21 protein-coding genes are annotated in these 18,374 nt (G+C 68.0%); 12 read left to right on the forward strand and 9 right to left on the reverse strand.

Going from position 1 to position 18,374, the window contains the following annotated elements; translation table 11 throughout:
• Positions 1 to 13 precede the first annotated feature (13 nt).
• From EV137_RS22565 to EV137_RS22575, 3 genes are all read right to left on the reverse strand, one after another.
• The gene (locus EV137_RS22565; protein ID WP_134130622.1) at positions 14 to 898 is read right to left on the reverse strand and encodes a S1 family peptidase; all 885 of its coding nucleotides are present in this window, start codon (positions 896 to 898) and stop codon (positions 14 to 16) included.
• A gap of 124 nt (positions 899 to 1,022) precedes the next feature.
• Positions 1,023 to 1,901: a S1 family peptidase gene (locus tag EV137_RS22570; RefSeq protein ID WP_134003346.1), complete on the reverse strand. Its 879-nt coding sequence runs from the start codon at positions 1,899 to 1,901 to the stop codon at positions 1,023 to 1,025.
• An 84-nt stretch (positions 1,902 to 1,985) separates the two neighbouring features.
• A complete protein-coding gene (locus EV137_RS22575) occupies positions 1,986 to 2,570 on the reverse strand; it encodes a TetR/AcrR family transcriptional regulator (protein WP_130383294.1) in 585 nt (194 codons plus the stop codon).
• 85 nt (positions 2,571 to 2,655) lie between these two features.
• Here EV137_RS22575 and EV137_RS22580 point away from each other — a divergent pair, with 85 nt between their 5' ends.
• From EV137_RS22580 to EV137_RS22590, 3 genes are all read left to right on the forward strand, one after another.
• A complete protein-coding gene (locus tag EV137_RS22580) occupies positions 2,656 to 3,804 on the forward strand; it encodes an acyl-CoA dehydrogenase family protein (RefSeq protein ID WP_134130623.1) in 1,149 nt (382 codons plus the stop codon).
• Positions 3,804 to 4,571, forward strand: coding sequence for a 3-hydroxyacyl-CoA dehydrogenase (locus EV137_RS22585; protein ID WP_134130624.1), 768 nt, complete (start codon positions 3,804 to 3,806; stop codon positions 4,569 to 4,571). Before EV137_RS22580 ends, EV137_RS22585 begins: the two co-directional genes overlap by 1 nt.
• Before the next feature lie 189 nt (positions 4,572 to 4,760).
• Positions 4,761 to 5,036, forward strand: coding sequence for a hypothetical protein (locus EV137_RS22590; protein ID WP_134130625.1), 276 nt, complete (start codon positions 4,761 to 4,763; stop codon positions 5,034 to 5,036).
• Positions 5,037 to 5,096: 60 nt separating this feature from the next.
• Here the strand turns inward: EV137_RS22590 and EV137_RS22595 are convergent, their stop codons facing one another.
• The 3 genes from EV137_RS22595 to EV137_RS22605 are packed head-to-tail and all read right to left on the reverse strand — an operon-like array spanning position 5,097 to position 8,727.
• On the reverse strand, positions 5,097 to 6,344 hold the full coding sequence (locus EV137_RS22595) for an alpha-galactosidase (protein WP_202871072.1): 1,248 nt from the start codon (positions 6,342 to 6,344) through the stop codon (positions 5,097 to 5,099).
• A complete protein-coding gene (gene dgoD / locus EV137_RS22600) occupies positions 6,338 to 7,483 on the reverse strand; it encodes a galactonate dehydratase (RefSeq protein ID WP_134130626.1) in 1,146 nt (381 codons plus the stop codon). Before dgoD ends, EV137_RS22595 begins: the two co-directional genes overlap by 7 nt.
• On the reverse strand, positions 7,480 to 8,727 hold the full coding sequence (locus EV137_RS22605; protein ID WP_134130627.1) for an ROK family transcriptional regulator: 1,248 nt from the start codon (positions 8,725 to 8,727) through the stop codon (positions 7,480 to 7,482). The genes dgoD and EV137_RS22605 overlap by 4 nt, the downstream gene beginning before the upstream one ends.
• A 63-nt stretch (positions 8,728 to 8,790) precedes the next feature.
• Here EV137_RS22605 and EV137_RS42040 point away from each other — a divergent pair, with 63 nt between their 5' ends.
• The 8 genes from EV137_RS42040 (at position 8,791) to EV137_RS22640 (ending at position 14,422) form a co-directional block, all read left to right on the forward strand.
• A complete protein-coding gene (locus EV137_RS42040) occupies positions 8,791 to 8,910 on the forward strand; it encodes a CxxxxCH/CxxCH domain-containing protein (protein WP_133787268.1) in 120 nt (39 codons plus the stop codon).
• A complete protein-coding gene (locus tag EV137_RS22610) occupies positions 8,871 to 9,650 on the forward strand; it encodes an NAD-dependent epimerase/dehydratase family protein (RefSeq protein WP_166679971.1) in 780 nt (259 codons plus the stop codon). Before EV137_RS42040 ends, EV137_RS22610 begins: the two co-directional genes overlap by 40 nt.
• A gap of 10 nt (positions 9,651 to 9,660) precedes the next feature.
• Positions 9,661 to 11,025 (forward strand): ABC transporter substrate-binding protein, encoded by a 1,365-nt coding sequence (locus tag EV137_RS22615; protein ID WP_134130629.1) that lies wholly within the window; start codon positions 9,661 to 9,663, stop codon positions 11,023 to 11,025.
• On the forward strand, positions 11,022 to 12,008 hold the full coding sequence (locus EV137_RS22620; RefSeq protein WP_134003364.1) for a carbohydrate ABC transporter permease: 987 nt from the start codon (positions 11,022 to 11,024) through the stop codon (positions 12,006 to 12,008). The genes EV137_RS22615 and EV137_RS22620 overlap by 4 nt, the downstream gene beginning before the upstream one ends.
• Entirely contained in the window at positions 12,005 to 12,826 is an 822-nt protein-coding gene (locus tag EV137_RS22625) for a carbohydrate ABC transporter permease (RefSeq protein WP_133787272.1), read from the forward strand. The genes EV137_RS22620 and EV137_RS22625 overlap by 4 nt, the downstream gene beginning before the upstream one ends.
• Positions 12,826 to 13,650: a glycoside hydrolase family 16 protein gene (locus EV137_RS22630; RefSeq protein WP_166679972.1), complete on the forward strand. Its 825-nt coding sequence runs from the start codon at positions 12,826 to 12,828 to the stop codon at positions 13,648 to 13,650. Before EV137_RS22625 ends, EV137_RS22630 begins: the two co-directional genes overlap by 1 nt.
• A 98-nt stretch (positions 13,651 to 13,748) precedes the next feature.
• Entirely contained in the window at positions 13,749 to 14,021 is a 273-nt protein-coding gene (locus tag EV137_RS22635) for a type II toxin-antitoxin system Phd/YefM family antitoxin (protein WP_133787274.1), read from the forward strand.
• Entirely contained in the window at positions 14,021 to 14,422 is a 402-nt protein-coding gene (locus tag EV137_RS22640; protein WP_134130631.1) for a type II toxin-antitoxin system VapC family toxin, read from the forward strand. Before EV137_RS22635 ends, EV137_RS22640 begins: the two co-directional genes overlap by 1 nt.
• Positions 14,423 to 14,432: 10 nt before the next feature.
• Here EV137_RS22640 and EV137_RS22645 read toward each other — a convergent pair whose 3' ends face one another.
• From EV137_RS22645 to EV137_RS22655, 3 genes are read right to left on the reverse strand one after another with little or no spacing between them, the layout of a single operon-like run.
• Positions 14,433 to 15,473, reverse strand: a complete 1,041-nt coding sequence (locus EV137_RS22645; protein WP_134130632.1) for a hypothetical protein — start codon at positions 15,471 to 15,473, stop codon at positions 14,433 to 14,435.
• Position 15,474: 1 nt separating this feature from the next.
• The gene (locus EV137_RS22650; RefSeq protein ID WP_134003371.1) at positions 15,475 to 15,969 is read right to left on the reverse strand and encodes a SigE family RNA polymerase sigma factor; all 495 of its coding nucleotides are present in this window, start codon (positions 15,967 to 15,969) and stop codon (positions 15,475 to 15,477) included.
• 55 nt (positions 15,970 to 16,024) lie between these two features.
• Positions 16,025 to 17,272, reverse strand: a complete 1,248-nt coding sequence (locus tag EV137_RS22655; RefSeq protein ID WP_370343369.1) for a DUF4032 domain-containing protein — start codon at positions 17,270 to 17,272, stop codon at positions 16,025 to 16,027.
• 79 nt (positions 17,273 to 17,351) lie between these two features.
• Here EV137_RS22655 and EV137_RS22660 point away from each other — a divergent pair, with 79 nt between their 5' ends.
• Positions 17,352 to 18,344, forward strand: coding sequence for a LacI family DNA-binding transcriptional regulator (locus EV137_RS22660; protein WP_134003373.1), 993 nt, complete (start codon positions 17,352 to 17,354; stop codon positions 18,342 to 18,344).
• Positions 18,345 to 18,374: the final 30 nt, after the last annotated feature.

Here is an 18,374-nt window from a genome sequence, read left to right on the forward strand (position 1 = left end):
AGTCATGTCTGGATCAGTAGACGCTCACGCCGTAGCGGGAGAGTACTTCGGTGACGGGCTGGAAGTAGGTGGTGCCGCCGGAGGAGCAGTTGCCGGAGCCGCCGGAGGTGAGGCCGAGGGCCACCGAGCCGGCGAACAGTGCGCCGCCGGAGTCGCCGCCTTCCGCGCACACCGTGGTCCGGATCAGGCCGGAGACGGAACCCTCGGCGTAGTTCACCGTGGCGTTCGTCGCGGTCACCGAGCCGCTGTGCACACCGGTCGTGCTGCCACTGCGCTTGACCGCCTGGCCGACGTAGGCGTTGCCGGCGGACGTGATGTCCTGGGAAGAACCGTTGTAGAGGTCCACGGTCCCGGGGTGGTTCGTGTACGACGTGCTGTACTTCACGATCGCGTAGTCGTTACCCGGGAAGCTCGACCCGTACGTCGTGCCGAGCAGCGTGGTCTTGCTGGAGTTCGAGTACCAGCTGGATGCGATGTTCCCGCAGTGTCCTGCGGTCAGGAAGTAGTACGTGCTGCCGCTGCGCACGTTGAAGCCGAGCGAGCAGCGGTACTGCCCGCCGTAGATGGCGTCGCCGCCGGCGATGTACTTCGTCAGCTTGCCGGACATCTTCTCGAGCTTGATCCGGTCGCCGAACTGCTTGGTGACGCTGGTGAGTTTCGACATCTTCGCGCCGGTGACGGTTTCGTCGTACGACACGATGATCCGGCCGTCGGGGTCGGTCTGCCACGCCGTACCCGGGATCGTCGCGTCCTTGACGAGCGTGGACGTGATCGCGGCGGCGGACAGGGTGGACGGATTGACCGGTGCGGCCGAGGCCTGCGTTGCCAGAAGTCCGGCGGCGGCAAGCCCGGCCGCGGCCAGGAGTGCGGTGGTACGGCGGAGCGGGGACAGATTCATGGTTGAAGCCTCCTCACGATGAGGACGCCGTCGGGGCGGGGCGTCCTTGACTTAACCGTGAGCAGTCCTACCCATTCTCTCCCTGAGTATTCAGACAATCTCAGAGCGTAGGGGAAACCTCCGCTCAGTAGATGTAGACCCCGTACGCGTTGAGGGCTTCCACGACCGGCTGGAAGTAGGTCACGCCGCCCGAGGTGCAGTCGCCCGAACCGCCGGAGGTCAGGCCGAACGCCCACTGCCGGTAGAACAGCGGACCGCCCGAGTCGCCGGGCTCCGCGCACACGTTGGTGCGGATCAGGCCGGCCACGCGCCCGTCACCGTAGTTCACGACCGCGTTGAGCCCGGTCACGCGGCCGCTGTGCAGGCCGCTGGTGGCACCTGAGCGGTACACCAACTGGTTGAGACCCGGTGTCATCGCCCGGGTGATGTCCTGCGAGTGCCCGTTGTAGAGGTACACGCTGCCGCCCGGCACCTTCAGCGGGATGTCGGTGCGGTACACGACCAGGGCGTAGTCGTTCCACGGGTAGCTGGCGTGGTGGACCGCGCCCGTGAACACCTTGTGGCCCGGATCCTGGTACCAGCGGGCCGCGTCGACACCGCAGTGACCGGCAGTGAGGAAGTAGTACTTGCCGCGTCGCTGCACGTTGAAGCCGACGCTGCACTTGTACTCGCCGCCGTACGTCGCCATGCCGCCGCTGATGTACTTCTGCAGCTTGCCGGGCAGCTTCTCGAGCTTGACGTTCGACCCGAGCTGCTTGGTCAGGCCGGTCAGCTTGCTCAGCTTCGTACCGGTGACCGTGGGGTCGTACGACACCAGCACGGTGCCGTCCGGCCGTGTCATCCACGCCGTACCAGGAGTGTGGATCTGGTCGTTCAGCGTCTTGGTGATCGCCTTGGCGGAGAGGCGGGGCGGCTTCACCGGATCGGCCCCGGCCGGCACAGCGGCGGTGAGGGCGAGAGCGGCAGCCGCCACCATGGCCGCGGTTCGTCGGAGAGTTTTCATAGGATCAGCCTTCCGGGGCGTACGGCGCTGATGCGCGGTATGGCAGCAAGAGGACGGTTTCCCCACCCTAAAGGGCCGGGCGGTTCAGTCGAGGCGCAGGGAGTGCAGTACGAACGAGGCCAGTTCGCGGTACGCCTCGGCGTCGTTCAGCCCGGTACGGCGGGCGATGTCGCCGCGCTGGATCGCCTGCATGGTGTGCGCGATCATCTCGGCCGCGAACGCGATATCGACCTGCCGGAACATCTTGTTGTTGATGCCGTCCTCGATCAGCGTCCGGACCCGCTCGGCGGCGATCCGGGTGTTCCGCTCGTACACCGACCGGGCCGGCGCGAAGGTCGCCACGTCGTCGAGGAAGGTCCGGCTGGCCGGCCGGAGCGCGTCCGCGACCGCGTTCAGGTACGCCGCGATCCGCCGGTCGTGCCGGGTCTGCCGGGCCACCGCCGACTCCACCTGCGCGGTGGCGTTCTTGAAGTAGTGCTTCACGACCTCGACGGCGAGCTGCTCCTTGCTCGGCGCCAGCGCGTAGAGGGTCGTCTTGCTGCAGCGCAGCTCGGCGGCCAGGTCGTCCAGGGTGAACCGGCTGAACCCCTGCTCGAGGAACAGGGACAGGAGTCGGTCGAGCAGCTCGGACTGCCGGCGGGTCCGCCGCCCCGGAACGACTGTTGTCATATCGAGACAGCATAGAACGATACTGAGTTGCGTGCTTCAGTATCGTTACGAGTATCATTTCGTCAGCTGTTGAGAGGGGTGCCTGATGGCTGTCGATCGTCTCCTGCCTACTGACGAATCCGTTGACCTGCTCGCCCTGGTCCGCGACCTGTGCGAGCACGAGCTCACGCCGTACGCCGCTCAGGCGGAGGAGAGCGAGACCTTCCCGCGGGACGCGTTCCGGACGCTCGGTAAGGCCGGTCTGCTCGGCCTGCCCTATCCGGAGCAGTACGGCGGCGCCGAGCAGCCGTACGAGGTGTACCTGCAGATGCTCGAGGAGATCGCCGCTGCCTGGATGTCGGTCGGCGTCGGTGTCTCGGTGCACACGATGACCACCTACGCCCTGGCGACGTTCGGGACCGCCGAGCAGCGCCAGCAGCTGCTGCCGGACATGATCGGCGGCGAGCACCTCGGTGCGTATGCGCTGTCCGAGCCGCAGGCCGGCTCCGACATCAGCTCGATGACCACGCGGGCCGTCCGGGACGGCGACGACTACGTCCTGAACGGGACCAAGGCCTGGATCAGTCACGGCTCGCACGCCGACTTCTACACCACCTTCGCCCGGACCTCCGACGAGCGCACGCACGGGATCTCCGCGTTCCACGTGCCCGCGTCGGCCGAGGGGCTGAGCTTCGGCGCCCCGGAGCGGAAGATGGGCCTGACCGGGTCGACCACCACGCTGGTCAACTACGACAACGTCCGGGTCCCGGCCGCGAACCTCATCGGCTCCGAAGGGCAGGGCATGCGGATCGCGCTGTCCGCGCTGGACTCCGGACGGCTCGGGATCGCCGCGTGTGCGATCGGCCTTGCGCAGGCGGCGCTCGAAGCTGCGGCGACGTACGCGAAGGAGCGGCAGCAGTTCGGGCAGGCGATCGCGGAGTTCCAGGGCGTGCAGTTCCTGCTCGCCGACATGGCGGCCGCGGTCGAGTCCGGGCGGTCGACGTACCTGCAGGCCGCACGCCGGCGTGACCTCGGTCGGCCGTTCACGCAGCAGGCGGCGATCGCGAAGCTGGTCTGCACCGACGCGGCGATGAAGGTGACCACGGACGCGGTGCAGGTGCTCGGTGGGTACGGTTACACCCGGGAGTTCCCGGTCGAACGCTACATGCGCGAGGCCAAGGTGACCCAGATCTTCGAAGGTACGAACCAGATCCAGCGGCTCGTGATCAGCCGTGATTTGCTGAGGAGCGTTTGATGAAGTTCAGTCCGTCCGATGTCGCCCTGGTCACCGGTGGCGGTTCCGGGCTCGGAGAGGCGACCGTACGGCGGTTGGCTGCGGACGGACTGGGCGTCGTGATCGTCGACCTGCCGTCGTCCGCGGGGAAGGCGGTCGCGGACGAGCTGGGTGATCGGGTGGTGTTCGCGCCGACCGACGTCACCGACGAGACCGCGGTGACCGCCGCGCTCGACGCGGCGGAGGCGCTCGGCACGCTGCGGGTGGTGGTGAACTGCGCCGGCGTCGCCACCCCCGGCCGGGTCGTCGGGCGGAAGGGTGCGTTGCCGCTGGCAACGTTCCGGCAGGTGATCGAGATCAACCTGATCGGCACCTTCAACGTGCTCCGGCTGGCCGCCGAGCGGATGGTCGCGCTGGAGCCTTCTGCGGACGGTGACCGCGGCGTCGTCATCATGACCGCGTCGATCGCGGCGTACGACGGTCAGGTCGGGCAGGCGGCGTACGCGTCCAGCAAGGGCGGCATCGTCGCACTGACCCTGACCGCCGCCCGCGACCTCGCGGACAAGGGCATCCGGGTCGTCACGATCGCCCCCGGCACGATGGAGACCCCCATGCTCGCCGGCCTCCCCGAAGAAACCCGCACAGTCCTCGAACAACAGGTCCCCCACCCCTCCCGCCTCGGCAGGCCCTCCGAGTACGCCGCCCTCGTCCGCCACATCCTCGACAACCAACTCCTCAACGGCGAAACAATCCGCCTGGACGGCGCCCTCCGCATGCCACCCCGCTGATGCGCTTCGCCGAGGTGCGGTGGGTGAGGAACCTTCGGGAATTGGGGGATGGGCCGGTCTCCAGGTGGTTGCTTTCGGCCCTCATCGAATAGGTCTCGCTCCTTTCGGGGTCGCCCGAAAGGGGGTGCGGCTGCCGTGGTTCGACCGGCACTCTCGAAGTGTTCGAGCCAACCACGAAAGGTACGGATCATGAACATTCGCAGGGTTTTCTACAGTGTCCTGGCCGGCGGAGCGATCGCGGCGGGTGGCCTCGCCGTACCGGCGGCCCAGGCGGTCGACGCTCCGGTGGCCACGACGACCTCGACAGCTGTTGCCGCCGACAACTGGGAGTACGTCGGTGACTTCTTCTGGCAGTCGGACTGCCACGCAGCCGGTGCCGCCGGCGCCAAGTGGACGAAGTACAAGTGCATCAACGGCTCGGCTGTTCCGGGCGACGACTACGAGCTGTGGGTCGTCTACAAGTAGGTCCGGTCGAAGTTCGTGTCCGGGGTGGATCGGGGATCGCCCCGGACACGAACTCGAACCTCACAGCGCTGAGCTGAGCTTGAGCCAGCAAACACCGTGCGCAGGGACGACGTGCACGCGCTCGGTCGTGGGTGTGCCGGTCCACAGGTCGTGCGACGGGGTGGGAAGTTCGGCAGGAAGCAGAACCTCTCGAGGCGCGGCTCCGGTCCAGAACAGTGCTGCGTAGGAGCAGTTGTCGCCTTGTGCGGTCCAGACGATCAGCTCCCCGTCGTCCAGTGGTTCGCGGATGATTTCGCGGCCGTTGTACGACATGGTGAGCAGCTCGGCGAGGGCCGGGTTCTTCAACAGGGCAAGGGTTTCCGGGGATGTGCTGGGCAGGTCGCCGCCCATCATGAGCGGAGAGCGGGCCATGACCCAGAGGGTGAGCAGGGTCTTCTGTTCGTCGACGGCGAGGCGGCTGTCGCGGTCGTCGCCGCGTTCGGCGCGGATGCCGATGTGGCCGAGTGGCAGCATGTCCGCGTCCGCCCAGCCGCCGGGCTGCTGGAACGGCGCCCACCGTGCCAGTCGCGCGAACTGCGCGTGCACGTCCTCCCACCGGTCCCACAAGTCGTCGGAGATCCGCCAGAGCTGTGCATTGGCACGCAGATGCTCGACGTGATGCGTCGACAACCGCGTGCCGGGTGACAAGGACAGGACGATGTCCCGCCCGCTCCGTGCGATCGCCTGCGCGTACGCCGCGATCTCGCGATCGTGGTACGGCGCGAGCATGTCGTCCGCCTTCACGAAGTCCACACCCCACTCGGCGAACTGCGCGACCTGGGCGTCGTAGTACGCCTGCGCGCCGGGATGGTCATGGTTCAGCCCGAGATTGTCCGGGTTCCACGCGCAGACGTGATCGGGATCCGCGATCTCCCGCGCCGTCCACTGCGTCCCGTACACCGGCAGGTCGAGCTCGACCGCCCGCCGCGGGATGCCGCGCATGATGTGCAACCCGAACTTCAGCCCGAGCTCGTGCACCTTCGCGGCCAACGGCCCGAAGCCGGCGCCGCCCGCGGCCGAGGGGAACCGCAGCGGCGCCGGCAGTTGGCGGCCGTAGTCGTCCAGGACGACCGGTGCATTCTCGTTGTAGCCGTGCGATCGGGCGGTCGGGTCGTACCAGGCGATGTCCACGACGACCGTGTCCCACCCGAACGGCAGCAACTGGTCGTGCATCACCTGCGCGTTCGCGAGCACCTCGGCCTCGGTGACCGTCGTGCCGAAGCAGTCCCAGCTGTTCCACCCCATCGGCGGGGTCGAGGCGCTCACCATTCCGCGAAGGATCCGTCGTCGTGCCGCAGCACGGGTGATCGCCAGCGATGCGGCTCCGCGGCGGCTGCCCGTACGACGTCCTCGTTGACCTGGATGCCCAGGCCCGGACCGGTGGGGCGTTGCACATGCCCGTCGGTGAACGCGAAGACGTTCGGATCCACCAGGTAGTCGAGCAGCGCGTTGCCGCCGCCGTACTCGATGCCGAGGCTCTGCTCCTGGATCAGGAAGTTCGGGATCGCGAAGTCGAGTTGCAGGCTCGCGGCCAGCGTGATCGGCCCGAGCGGGCAGTGCGGGGCGACGCTCACGTCGTACGCCTCGGCCATCGCGGCGATCCGGCGTACTTCGGAGATGCCGCCGGCGTGCGAGATGTCAGGCTGCGCGACCGCGATGCCGGTGGTCAGCACGTCGCGGAAATCCCAGCGGGAGAACAACCGCTCGCCGGTGGCGATCGGGATGCTGGTCGATTCGGTGATCCGGCGCAGGTCGCGGGCGAACTCGGGCAGCACCGGCTCCTCGACGAACATCGGCAGCAGCGGCTCGAGCAGGGGCAGGATCTGCCGCGTCGCCGCCGTACTGAACCGGCCGTGGAAATCGAGCGCGATGTCGATACCGTCACCGAGTGCGTCGCGCAACGCCTCGACCCGGCTCACCGCGGCCCGGAGCTGAGCAGGCGAGGGGATCGGCGGCAGCGCCTCGGACAGGTTGAGCTTGAGGGCCGTGAAGCCCTTCTCCACCTTGGCTTCGGCCTCGTCGACCAGCTGCGCGTTGTCGCGGCCGTGGACCCACGTGTAGACGCGCGCCCGATCCCGGACCGGCCCGCCGAGCAACTCGTGCACAGGGACCTCGTGGTACCGACCCTTGATGTCCCACAGCGCCTGGTCGATCCCGGCGAGCGCACTCGACAGCACGGGACCGCCGCGGTAGAAGCCACCCTTCGCCATCACCTGCCAGTGCTCCTCGATCCGCAGCGGATCCGCGCCGACCAGGTGCTCCATCAGGGCCGCGACCGCGCCCTGGACGGCCTCGGCGCGGCCCTCGACGATCGGCTCACCCCACCCGCTGATCCCTTCGTCGGTGTCGATCCGCAGGAACTGCCACCGCGGCGCCACCAGGAACGTCTCGTATCCGACGATCTTCACATTGCCTCATTCGGTTGCCGGTCTGGGGCGGACAGGAGCGCGGCGACCAGTTGGTCGGTCTGGCGCAGCACCAGGGCGGCGGCGCCGGACGCACCGGCGCGGGCGCCGAGGTCGAGCTCGGCCGCGACGACGTCGACATCGCGGGTGAGTGCCATCGCCGTACGGCGCAGGGTGGCGCGGATCGGATCCAGGATCAGGTCGCCGGCCCGCGCGAGCTCGCCGCCGACGATGATCCGCTCCGGGTTCAGCAGGTTGCAGATGTTCGCGAGCACCCGCCCGGTCAGCTCACCGGCATCACGCAGCACCTGCACGGTTTCCGGCTGACCGTCGGCGGCGGCTGCGAGCAACTCCTCGAGACCGGCGTCCTCGCCGAGCACCGGCGCGAGAGCCGTGAGTACGGCGGGAAGCGACGCGTAGTGCACCAGGCAGCCGCGATTCCCGCACGGGCAGAGCGCACCGTTCGAGTCCGCCGACAGGTGGCCGATCTCGCCGCCGCCACCGCGGGCGCCGCCGTGATGAAGGTTGCCGTCGACAAGCAACCCGGACCCGATCCCGGTCGACAACCCGAGATAGAGCACGTCGCGAACGTCCCGCCCCGCGCCCCAGGTGAACTCGGCCACCGCCTCCAGCCGCGTGTTGTTCTCCACCAGCACCGGTACGTCGAGACGCCGGCCGAACTCCGCCGCGACGTTCACCCCCGCCCAGGCCTGACCGGGCAGCGACGGACCGACCACACCGGTCTGCAGGTCGAGCGGCCCGGGCACGCCGATCGCGACGCCGACCAGGTTGTCGCGACCGCGACCGGTCTGCTCCAGCAGGCCGTCGAGCAGCTCGATCCCGGCCGCGAGCCGCTCCTGCCACGGGGTGTCCCGACCCACGCGGACGCCGTCGCTGGCCAGCGTCTCGCCGGACAGGTCGGTGAGATGGCACCAGACGCGTTCGAGGGTGAAGTCGAGGCCGGAGGCCGCGCCGGCCGCCGGGTTGGCCCGCAGGAAGCCACGAGCCCGGCCGTCGACCTCGGACGCGTCGATACCGGCCCGCGCGACCTGGTCGCCGACCACCTCGATCACCACGCCGCCGGTGATCAGGTCGGCCACGATCGTCGACACCGTCGTCCGGGACACACCGCAGATCCGCGCCAGCTCCGCCCGGTGCAGTGCTCCGTGCTCCATCAGCGCGGACAGCATCCGTTCGGAGTTCGTGCGCCGCAGCGCTCGTAGAGATCCGGTGTCCTTGGCAGCCACGACGAAAAGTATTGACGAACTCCGAACCGCCGTCAACAAAACTGACAAACTGCGTTCACACTCTTGACACAAACGGCGAAATGCTCGAACAATTCCTGCCACAGCCCGGGGACCACCCCGGGCCCGGCGACCGGACGAACGACATGGACGCTGAGCTCGACAACGCGCCGCTGGTGGTGGTGACCGGCGGACTGGGGCGCGTCGCCACGGTCGTACTGCCGTGGCTGCGCAAGCACTACAGGGTGCGGCTGATCGACAGCGCCGTACCGGCGCGGCGAACTGCCGGGCTCGTGCAGGCCGACCTGGGCGATCCAGAAGAGACCCGCGACGCCTTGGCCGGAGCTGACGCCGTCCTGCACCTGGCCGGGAACAGCAGTCCCTGGCAGACGTGGGACAGCGTGTACGCCGCCAACGTGTGGACGACCCAGGTTGTACTCGAGGCCGCCGCGGCGCACGCCGTACCGAAGCTGGTGCTGGCCAGTTCGCTGCACGCGCTGGGTGAGTACAACCGGCCGCAGTACTGGCCTGTCGATCCACGGCTCGACCCGCGCCCGTGTTGTCCGTACGGACTGGGCAAGGTCGTCCTGGAGGCACTCGGCCGGACCCATGCCGAGCGCACCGGTACATCGGTCACCTGCCTTCGTCTGGGACTGACCGGTTGGCCGCCGACCGAACGGCGCTACCTCGGGCAGTGGCTGTCCGACGACGACGCCGGCCGGCTGATGCTCGCCGCCCTGCAGGCGCGAGAGCGGTACGGCGTGCATTTCGGTGTGTCCGCGAACACCCGCAACTACTGGGACACCACCTCCGCCCGGCACGAGCTGGGCTATCGACCTGAAGACGACAGCGAAGCCCTGGCGGACCGGGCCGGCCCCTCCTCCGGCCCGGTCTGCCGGCTGTTCGACCCCGAGACATCCGATTGAGAGGCTGGCCATGACCACAACGAACGCAGGGCTCTCCCGCCGCCGGTTCCTGGCGCTCGGCAGCGCGGCCGCCGGCGGTGCGCTGGCGGTGGGCTGCTCACCCGCGTCCTCCACGAATACTCCGGCCGCCGCTCCCGGCACGGGCTCGGCCGCCAAGGGCACTGTGACCGTCATGTCGCAGTCGGGCGAGTTCGGCCCGAAGGAGGCGAAGGCCGCCGGGCAGGCGCTCGGTGTCACCGTGAAGACCGTCGAGTACGACCTGACCAAGCTGACCGCGATGCTGGCCAGCGGCAACCCGCCGGACGTGGTCCGGGGCATGGGTGCGCTCGACACGCCGTACCTGGTGGCGCGGCAGGTGGCGGAGAACCTGGATCCGTACTTCGCCAAGAGCACGCTGATCAAGGCCGACGACATCGACCCGGTCAACGACCTCTGGCGGTTCGACGGCGAGAAGCAGGGCAGTGGTCCGCGGTACGGCTTCGCAAAGGACTATTCGCAGGACTGCACGATCTGGTTCAACAGCGCGCTGTTCGACCAGGCGAAAGTGACCCATCCGAGTGCGACGACGCCGCTGCTGCTCGACGAGCTGCTCGACGAGGGCAAGCGCTTGGTGAAGCGGCAGGGCGCCAAGGTCAGCGTCTACGGCCTGAACCCGAACGGGCTGGGCCTGTTCACGCAGCTGAGCTGGCTGACAGACCTGGCCGGCGGGAAGCTGACGTCCGACGACCTGGCCTCGGTCGACTTCAGCAGCTCGGAGGCGCAGCGTGCGCTCACCTGGTACCTGGACTACGCGAAGGCGGGCATCGGGCCGACCGTGCTCAACCCCGACCCGAACGGCTGGGACGGCCCGACCTTCCAGGCCGGCCGGATGGCGGCCACGCTCAGCGGCTACTGGCTCGGTGGCCTGTTCGCCGGCGACCCGAAGTCCGCCAAGGTCGCGGGCTTCGCGCCGGCGCCGCAGTTCGACACCGGCCGGCGGATCAGTCCATGTTTCGGCGCGACCGGCTTGTGGATCCCCAAGGCGAGCAAGAACAAGGACGCCGCCTGGGCCGTGCTGGAGTGGTTCATGGCCGGCGACCCTGCCAAGGCGCGGGCGGCCGGCGGCTGGGGCATCCCACCACTCAAGTCGCTGCAGAAGCTGATGCCGCAGAAGCTGCCGTACCAGAAGCAGGCCTACGAGGTGCAGATGGCCGAGCAGCAGCACTTCTCGGTCACGTCCGTCACACCGTACGTCCGGCAGGACGCGATCAACGCGGTCATCACCCGGGAGTTGCCCAAGGCAATCAAGGGCTCGATGTCGGCCGGTCAGTTCGCCGATACGCTGAACTCGCAGATCAACGCGCAACTCGCGGACGGAAAGAAGCGGTTGCGGTGAGCTCCGCTCTGACCGACGTACGGCGTTCCACCGTCGCGGAGGCCGCGGTCGAGCGCCCGGACCGGAAGAAGAAGCCGCCGACCCTGCGCAAGGCGCGCACCTTCTACCTGTTCGTCGCGCCGTGGGTTCTCGGGTTCGTCGGCCTGACCGTGTTCCCGCTCGGGTATGCGTTCTGGCTCAGCCTGACGGACTCCGACGGCCTGTCGCCCCGGACGCACTTCGTCGGCTTCCAGAACTACGTCGACATCTTCCACGACCCGCTGACCCTGAGCTCGCTCGCCAAGACCGGCATGTTCGCGCTCGTCACCGTTCCGTTGTCGATCCTGGCCGGGCTGCTCCTGGCGGTGATGGTGAACCAGCCGATCCGGGCGCGGGGGCTGTACCGGGCGCTGATCTATCTGCCGGCCGTCGTGCCGCCGGTCGGAGCGGCCCTGACGTTCCGGTTGATCTTCGACCGCGACGCCGGCGCGGCGAACGGCATCCTGAGCACCCTCGGTGCGAACCCGATCACCTGGCTGGTGGATCCGAACGTCCGCTATGTGCTGTATGCCCTGGTGCTGTGGGGCTGCGGCGGATCGATGATCATCTCGCTGGCGGGATTGCAGGACATTCCGCGGGAGCTGCTCGAGGCCGCGCAGGTCGACGGGGCGTCGTACTGGCAGTCGTTCACCAGGATCACCATCCCGCTGCTGTCGCCGGTGATTCTGTTCCAGGTGATCACCGGCATGATCGGCTCGCTGCAGTCGTTCGCACCGTTGCTGTTGTCGTCGGGCTCGCTCAGCGGCGCCGGTGCGGTGCCTCAGGGCAACTACCTGTACATGATCCACGTCTTCGCCCAGTACTTCAGCGCGTCCCGCTTCGGCTACGCGTCGGCGATGTTGTGGCTGCTGTTCGCGGTGATCCTGCTCGTCACCCTGCTGATCATCAAGGTGAGCGCCCGGACCGTCTTCTACACCGTCGAACCGGAAGGGACCTCGAAATGACGCGGACCTACCGGTGGGCGCTGTCCCTCGTACTGCTGGCTGTCGTCCTGGTGATGATCAGCCCGATCCTGTGGCTGGTGTCGAGTTCGCTGAAGTCGTCGGCGGACATGGCGTCGTTCCCGCCGACCTGGTGGCCGTCGCAGCCGCGGTTCGAGAACTACACCGAGGCGATCACCAGCGTGAACTTCCTCGGCGCCGCGCAGAACTCGCTGACCATCGCGTTCATCAGCACGACGTTGACCACACTGAGCTCGGCCTGGGTCGGATTCGGGTTCGCGCGGCTGACCGCGCCCGGCAAGAAGCAGTTGTTCGTCGTGCTGCTCGCGACGATGATGTTGCCGGGGATCGTCACACTCGTTCCGACGTACCTGATCTTCGCGAAGCTGCACATGGTCAACACGTACTGGCCGTGGGTCGCGTGGGGGCTGGGCGGCAGCGCGTTCCTGATCTTCCTGTTCCGGCAGTTCTTCGCCGGCATCCCGCGGGAGATGGAGGAGGCCGCGATCATCGACGGCTGCGGGTACGTCGGGATCTTCTGGCGGATCTTCCTGCCGCAGTCCTGGCCGGTGATCGCGGCCAGCGTGATCCTTTCCTTCACGCACGCCTGGGGTGACTTCGTCGGCCCGGCCATGTTCCTCAGCCAAGACAGCACGACCCTGGCTGTGGCGATGGCCACCGGCTACGTCAACGACAAGGGTCTCCCGATGAACAACCTGGTCGCCGCCGGTGCCGTCATGTACGTCCTCCCCGTCCTGATCCTCTTCCTGTTCATGCAACGCCGCTTCGTCAGCGGCTTCTCGACGTCAGGGATCAAATGATGAGACTACGAATCATCGGCGCTGCCGTGCTGTTGCTCGCGGCAAGCCTCACCAGCGTTCCCGCCCACGCACAGGCGGCGAGTCCAACGTGTACGTCGGCGCCGCAGCGACCTGCTGGGATGCGGTTGAGCTGGCACGACGAGTTCGGTGGGCAGGCGTTGGACCGGCGGTCGTGGAGCACGGTGATGGACTTCCCCGGACGGGCGGGCGGGCATTTCCACAACACGTCGTACGGGAGTTACGCCGTCGACGAGAACGTTGTGCTGTCCGATGGGAAGTTGCGGCTGGTGACCGACAACAAGCCGGTGGTCGGCACGGATCCGGCCGGGACCTACCAGTACACCGAGGGGTTCATCTCCTCGCACGACAAGTTCTTCCAGACGTACGGGTACTGGGAGATCTGCGCGAAGTTCCCGGCCGGCAAGGGGTTGTGGCCGGCGTTCTGGCTGATTCCGCAGGACCGCAGCTGGCCGCCGGAGATCGACGTCGCCGAATGGTTCGGGAGTATCGAGAGCATGCACAGCGGCCTGGCGTCGGGCACCTGGCCGGACGTCCGCTGGGACAGCCATTGGGCGACCGGACTCAATCCCACGACCGGCTGGCACACGTACGGCGTGCTGTGGTCACCCGGCCGCATCACCTTCACCGTCGACGGCAGACCAACGTCGACCATCACCGGCGCCCAGGTCCCCGACAAACCGATGTACGTCGTCCTCAACAGCGGCACCTGGGCCAACCCCGACCGCGGCGGCCCACCCGACGCCACCACCCCGTTCCCCAACTCCTTCGACATCGACTACGTCCGGGCCTATCAGTCGAAATAGCCCTGTGGACAAGGGCTGATCCGGATCGAAACACCCGTACCTTCTCTGGCGACCAAAACGAAGGTGGGTGTCAGACAAATATGTACTATTCTGAGGCCATGGCTGAAGTTCCGATCCGGATGTTGAACCAGGAGACGGCCCGGGTGCTGGCCCGGGTCAAGCAGGGCGAGGAGATCGACATCACCGAACGCGGCGTGGTCGTCGCGCGACTGGTGCCAGCTGAGGCATCGCCAACGGCGTGGCTGCTCGCCACAGGGAGTTTCCGGCCGGCTCGGCTGACTAGAGCCTTCTCACGACCGAAGGGCGAGGTGCGGACCGATCACGAGGCCGGTGCACTCTTGGAGCAGATGCGTGACGAGGAGCGCTACTGATGATTTACCTGGACACAGCGGCGTTGGTGAAGCTCGTCCGACGTGAGGCCGCGTCGGACGAGCTCGTCGATTGGCTCAACGAGCAAGTCGATCGGATCTTCGTCTCGTCGGCTTTGGTGGAAGTGGAATTGCCTCGTGCCCTCCGGCGATCTGAGCCGGCCCTTCTCGCATCCGCCCCATCCGTCCTGGCCCACGTTTCCGTGTATGACGTCGACGAGACGGTGCGCAGCACTGCGGCCTCCTATCAGGACCCGTGGATCCGCTCGCTGGACTCGATCCACCTCGCGACGGCGGACGCCGTGCTGGGCGACGATCTCACTGCCTTCGTCACCTACGACCGTCGGCTCCTGGCCACCGCGAAGGCGATCGGGCTGCCCGTCGTCAGCCCTGGGATGTCGTGAGGTTCAGCGTTCACCGCGGTGAGGGAGTGAGGGGACCGGCTGGGTCGAAGAGGTCGCTGGGTTGGTTGGGGTGATGGACGCCCTGCCTGATCAGGTCGAGGGTGATGGCGTCGGCGCGGCGTTGGGTGGTGCCGTCGTCGGTCGGGAAGGAGTGGTCCACGGTGCAGTAGTCGGCGATGAGCCACACCGGGTAGGACTTCTCGCGGCCGTGCAGCGTGACGACGTAGATCCGCTGGTCGGGCTGTCTGCACCCCGCGAAACGGGCCGGCTGTGGACCTTCCGGTGAGGCGTTGACTCGCTGCGCGAACGCCCCGGCGGGCTTGGCGGCGAGCCGGGATCCCGAGACCAGCGAGCCATGCCAGTACTCACAGATGTTGGCCGACGTGATCGTGTCCTTCGCATTCAGGCCTGTGCCTCTCGGTCCGAGGTCGGTCGGCGAGCAGCCGTAGTAGTCCGTGCCGGTGATCGGGCGGGCCGAGTCCAGAATGCGGCGGCGGAGCGCGTCGTCCTGGGTCAGCACGCTGATCTTGGTGCCGCCGACCAATCGGGTCTCCTCGGTCCAGCCGGCGTCGTACTGCTTGGTCCCAGGCGCCTGGACGTCGTTGAACCACAGGTACGGCGCACGCCGCCCCAGCGGGAGTACGGCGTCCTCGCACGTGTAGGAACTCTTCCCGAGCCAGTCGTTGAACCGTCCGATGGTGGGAAGCGCAGCATTGCCGAACGTCGTACAAGGTGCCGGCCCGGAGATGTACTGCGTCCACGAGTCCGGGACCTGGACCTGCGCGGTCTTGTACGACTCCCAGTGCCAGCCGGACTCGGGTGTGCCGGGCCGGGCGACCTGCGGGTCGGTTCGGAGTTCGCCCGTGAGCGAGTGGCTCGCGGTGATCGCGGTCGCGACGGCCGCGCAGGCCAGCACGGCGGCGCCGATGGTGCGACCGGTACGGCGGCGGCGCAGGCGGTGCTGGACAGTCGACAGCAGGTGCTCGTCCGACGGCGCATCCACCGCGTGCTTCGACAGGCTTTCCACGATCAGGTCTTCGGTAGCGTCCATCTCAGGTGGCCTCCTCGGCCGTGGTCAGCGTGGTCCGCAGAGTGGCCAGCGCCCGATGGATCTGCGAGCGGACGGTGGCGGGCGAGCAGTCGAGGATGCCGGCGATCTCGGCGTCGGGCAGGTCCTCGTAGTACCGCAGGATGACGGCGGCTCGTTGCTTGGTCGGCAACGTCGCACAAAGCGTCCAGACCGCGTCGTGCTCCGCCTGGGCGTCGGCATGATCGGGCCGGGACGCCGTCTGTACCGGATCCGCGGTGGGCGTCTCGCGCCGGAGGAACCGGCGCCAGCGGGAGATGTCGGCGTTCACGATCGACCGGCGGACGTACGCCTCGGGATCCTGACCGCGGCAGATCCGGGCCCACCGTGAGTACGCGGCGAGCAGCGCGTCCTGCACGGCCTCCTCGGCGCGCGCGTGGTCGCGGGTGAGCAGGTAGGCGAACCGCAACAGCGCGGCTCCCCGCTGCGCCACCCACTCGTCGAACTCCGGCGTCTCCATCCGGCACCTCCCACACCCACATCACGCCGGCGAGGCCCGGAACGTTGCAGGGGGGTCAGTCAGGTTCGGGAAGCGTCGGTGTCGGCAGCGCCAGTTTCTCGTCCGGCTTCGCGGCCAGTACGTCGTTCACGTACGAGCGGGCCGCCTCCAACGTGTCGACCTCGTGCCCGGCCTGCTCCGACAGGAACCACCGGTGCTCGAGCACCTCGTGGAACACCTCGGCGGGCTCGAGCTTCCCGCGCAGGTTGCGCGGGACCGACTGCACGACAGGCTCGAAGACCTCGGTCAGCCACTGGTGGGCGACGATCTCCTCGTCCTCGTTCTGCTGGTCGGTCGAGGCGGCGAACGAGTCCAGGTCGTTCAGCAGCCGGCGAGCCTGGTTCTCCTCGACGTCCAGCCCGGTCAGTCGCAGCAGCCGCCGGGAGTGGTGACCGGCGTCGACGACCTTCGGCTGGATCCGGACCTGGCTGCCGTCCCAGTCGGTGATGATGTCGATCTCGGCGACGTCGAAGCCGAGCTCGTTCAGCCGCCGGATCCGGGTGTCCAGCCGGTGCATCTCGTCGTTCGCGAACTCCTCCGGTGCGGTCAGCTCGGCCCAGAGCGCCTCGTACCGCTTCTGGATCGACTCGACCGTCTCCTGCGGGTCGATCGCCTCGTCGAGCAGGCCGCCCTCCTGCAGGTCGAGGAGCTCACCGAACAGATTGATCTCCGCGGTGTAGAGGTCGTGTGCCCGCTGCCCGTCGGAGATGTCCTGGTGCAGCTCACCGGTCTCGGCGTCCACCAGGTACGCCGCGAACGCGCCGGCGTCCCGGCGGAACAAGGTGTTGGACAGCGAGCAGTCGCCCCAGAAGAACCCGTTCAGGTGCAGCCGGACGATCAGCGCGACGAGCGCGTCGATCAGACGGTTGACCGTGTCGGGCCGCAGGGTGCTGGAGAACAGGGCGCGATACGGCAGCGAGAACTGCAGGTGCCGGGTGATCAGGATCGAGTCGATCGGCTCACCGTTGCGGTCGACCCGGTCGGTGATCACGCCGACGGGCTCGACGGACGGCGTCTCCAGCCGCTCGAGGTCGCGGAGCAGGCGGTACTCGTGCATCGCCAGGTGCTCGAGGACCTCTTTGATCGCGTACACGCTGCCGTTGACCCGGACGAAGCGGACGACGTGCCGCGAGATACCGCGCGGCAGCGCGACCAGCTGATCTTCGGGCCAGTCCTCCAGCGGGATGTCCCACGGGAGCGACAGCAGACCGGTGTCCGGGCGGGTGGCAACGAATCGAGGCACGGCTCCCAGTGTGTCAGGAATCCCGAGAGGGTGCCTGAGAGTTCAGTCAGATACGCAAGTGCTTGCAAATTCTTGCGTGAATAGGCGTAGAGTTTGCGTCATGACACGACGACTTGCAGAGGTGGCCAAGAAGGTCGGGGTCAGTGAAGCCACGGTGAGCAGGGTGCTGAACGGGAAGCCCGGTGTGTCCGAGGCGACCCGGGAAGCCGTCCTGACCGCGCTCGACGTGCTCGGGTACGAGCGGCCCACGCAGCTCCGGGGTGATCGCGCCCGGCTGGTCGGGCTGGTGCTGCCCGAGTTGCAGAACCCGATCTTCCCGGCGTTCGCCGAAGTCGTCGGCGGGGCGCTCGCGCAGCAAGGTTTCACGTCGTTGCTCTGCACCCGCACGGTCGGCGGTGTGTCCGAGGCCGACTACGTGGACCTGCTCCTCCAGCAGCAGGTGTCCGGGGTCGTGTTCGCCGGCGGGTTCTACGCGCAGGCGGACGCGCCGCACGGTCACTACGAGCTGATCCAGGAGCGGAAGCTGCCGACCGTACTGGTGAACGCGGCCGTCGATCACCTCGGCTTTCCGCAGGTCTCGTCGGACGACTACGTCGCCGCGGAGATGGCGATCGGCCACCTGCGCGCCCTCGGCCATCGGCGGATCGGGATGGTTCTCGGCCCGCGCGACCACATCCCGTCGCGGCGGAAGCTGGAGGCGTTCATGGCCGCTGAGGAGGCGGATCCGGGGCTGGTCGAGCACACGATGTTCTCGCTCGAGGGCGGGCACGCGGCCGCGACCAAGCTGGTGAACTCCGGTGTCACCGGTATCGTCTGCGCCAGCGACATCCTCGCCCTCGGTGCCATCCGCGCCGTACGCCGGGCCGGCCTGAGCGTCCCCGACGAGGTCTCGGTGATCGGGTACGACGACTCCGCGATGATGAACTGCACCGATCCGCCGCTGACCACGGTCCGGCAACCGATCGACGCGATGGGACGCGCCGCCGTCGACATGCTGGTCGCCCTGATCGAACGCGCCGTCGTCCCCGCCGACGAGCTTCTCTTCGAGCCCGAGCTCGTCGTCCGCGCCTCCACCGCACGGGCGCGCATCTAGTCCACGCCGTACCGAGCAGCCGCTGACCGA

Source organism: Kribbella pratensis, assembly GCF_004366075.1.
GTDB classification, from domain to species: domain Bacteria; phylum Actinomycetota; class Actinomycetes; order Propionibacteriales; family Kribbellaceae; genus Kribbella; species Kribbella pratensis.

What these genes read in the sequence shown, in the direction of transcription:
- EV137_RS22610 (WP_166679971.1), top strand. Translation starts at nt 8,871, where the DNA reads ATGGACGCTGAGCTCGACAACGCGCCGCTGGTGGTGGTGACCGGCGGA.
- EV137_RS22580 (WP_134130623.1), top strand. Translation starts at nt 2,656, where the DNA reads ATGGCTGTCGATCGTCTCCTGCCTACTGACGAATCCGTTGACCTGCTC.
- EV137_RS22575 (WP_130383294.1), bottom strand. Translation starts at nt 2,570, where the DNA reads ATGACAACAGTCGTTCCGGGGCGGCGGACCCGCCGGCAGTCCGAGCTG.
- EV137_RS22625 (WP_133787272.1), top strand. Translation starts at nt 12,005, where the DNA reads ATGACGCGGACCTACCGGTGGGCGCTGTCCCTCGTACTGCTGGCTGTC.
- EV137_RS22565 (WP_134130622.1), bottom strand. Translation starts at nt 898, where the DNA reads ATGAATCTGTCCCCGCTCCGCCGTACCACCGCACTCCTGGCCGCGGCC.
- EV137_RS22635 (WP_133787274.1), top strand. Translation starts at nt 13,749, where the DNA reads ATGGCTGAAGTTCCGATCCGGATGTTGAACCAGGAGACGGCCCGGGTG.
- EV137_RS22660 (WP_134003373.1), top strand. Translation starts at nt 17,352, where the DNA reads ATGACACGACGACTTGCAGAGGTGGCCAAGAAGGTCGGGGTCAGTGAA.
- EV137_RS22585 (WP_134130624.1), top strand. Translation starts at nt 3,804, where the DNA reads ATGAAGTTCAGTCCGTCCGATGTCGCCCTGGTCACCGGTGGCGGTTCC.
- EV137_RS22595 (WP_202871072.1), bottom strand. Translation starts at nt 6,344, where the DNA reads ATGGTGAGCGCCTCGACCCCGCCGATGGGGTGGAACAGCTGGGACTGC.
- EV137_RS22570 (WP_134003346.1), bottom strand. Translation starts at nt 1,901, where the DNA reads ATGAAAACTCTCCGACGAACCGCGGCCATGGTGGCGGCTGCCGCTCTC.
- EV137_RS22630 (WP_166679972.1), top strand. Translation starts at nt 12,826, where the DNA reads ATGAGACTACGAATCATCGGCGCTGCCGTGCTGTTGCTCGCGGCAAGC.
- EV137_RS22640 (WP_134130631.1), top strand. Translation starts at nt 14,021, where the DNA reads ATGATTTACCTGGACACAGCGGCGTTGGTGAAGCTCGTCCGACGTGAG.
- EV137_RS22645 (WP_134130632.1), bottom strand. Translation starts at nt 15,473, where the DNA reads ATGGACGCTACCGAAGACCTGATCGTGGAAAGCCTGTCGAAGCACGCG.
- EV137_RS22615 (WP_134130629.1), top strand. Translation starts at nt 9,661, where the DNA reads ATGACCACAACGAACGCAGGGCTCTCCCGCCGCCGGTTCCTGGCGCTC.
- EV137_RS22650 (WP_134003371.1), bottom strand. Translation starts at nt 15,969, where the DNA reads ATGGAGACGCCGGAGTTCGACGAGTGGGTGGCGCAGCGGGGAGCCGCG.
- EV137_RS22590 (WP_134130625.1), top strand. Translation starts at nt 4,761, where the DNA reads ATGAACATTCGCAGGGTTTTCTACAGTGTCCTGGCCGGCGGAGCGATC.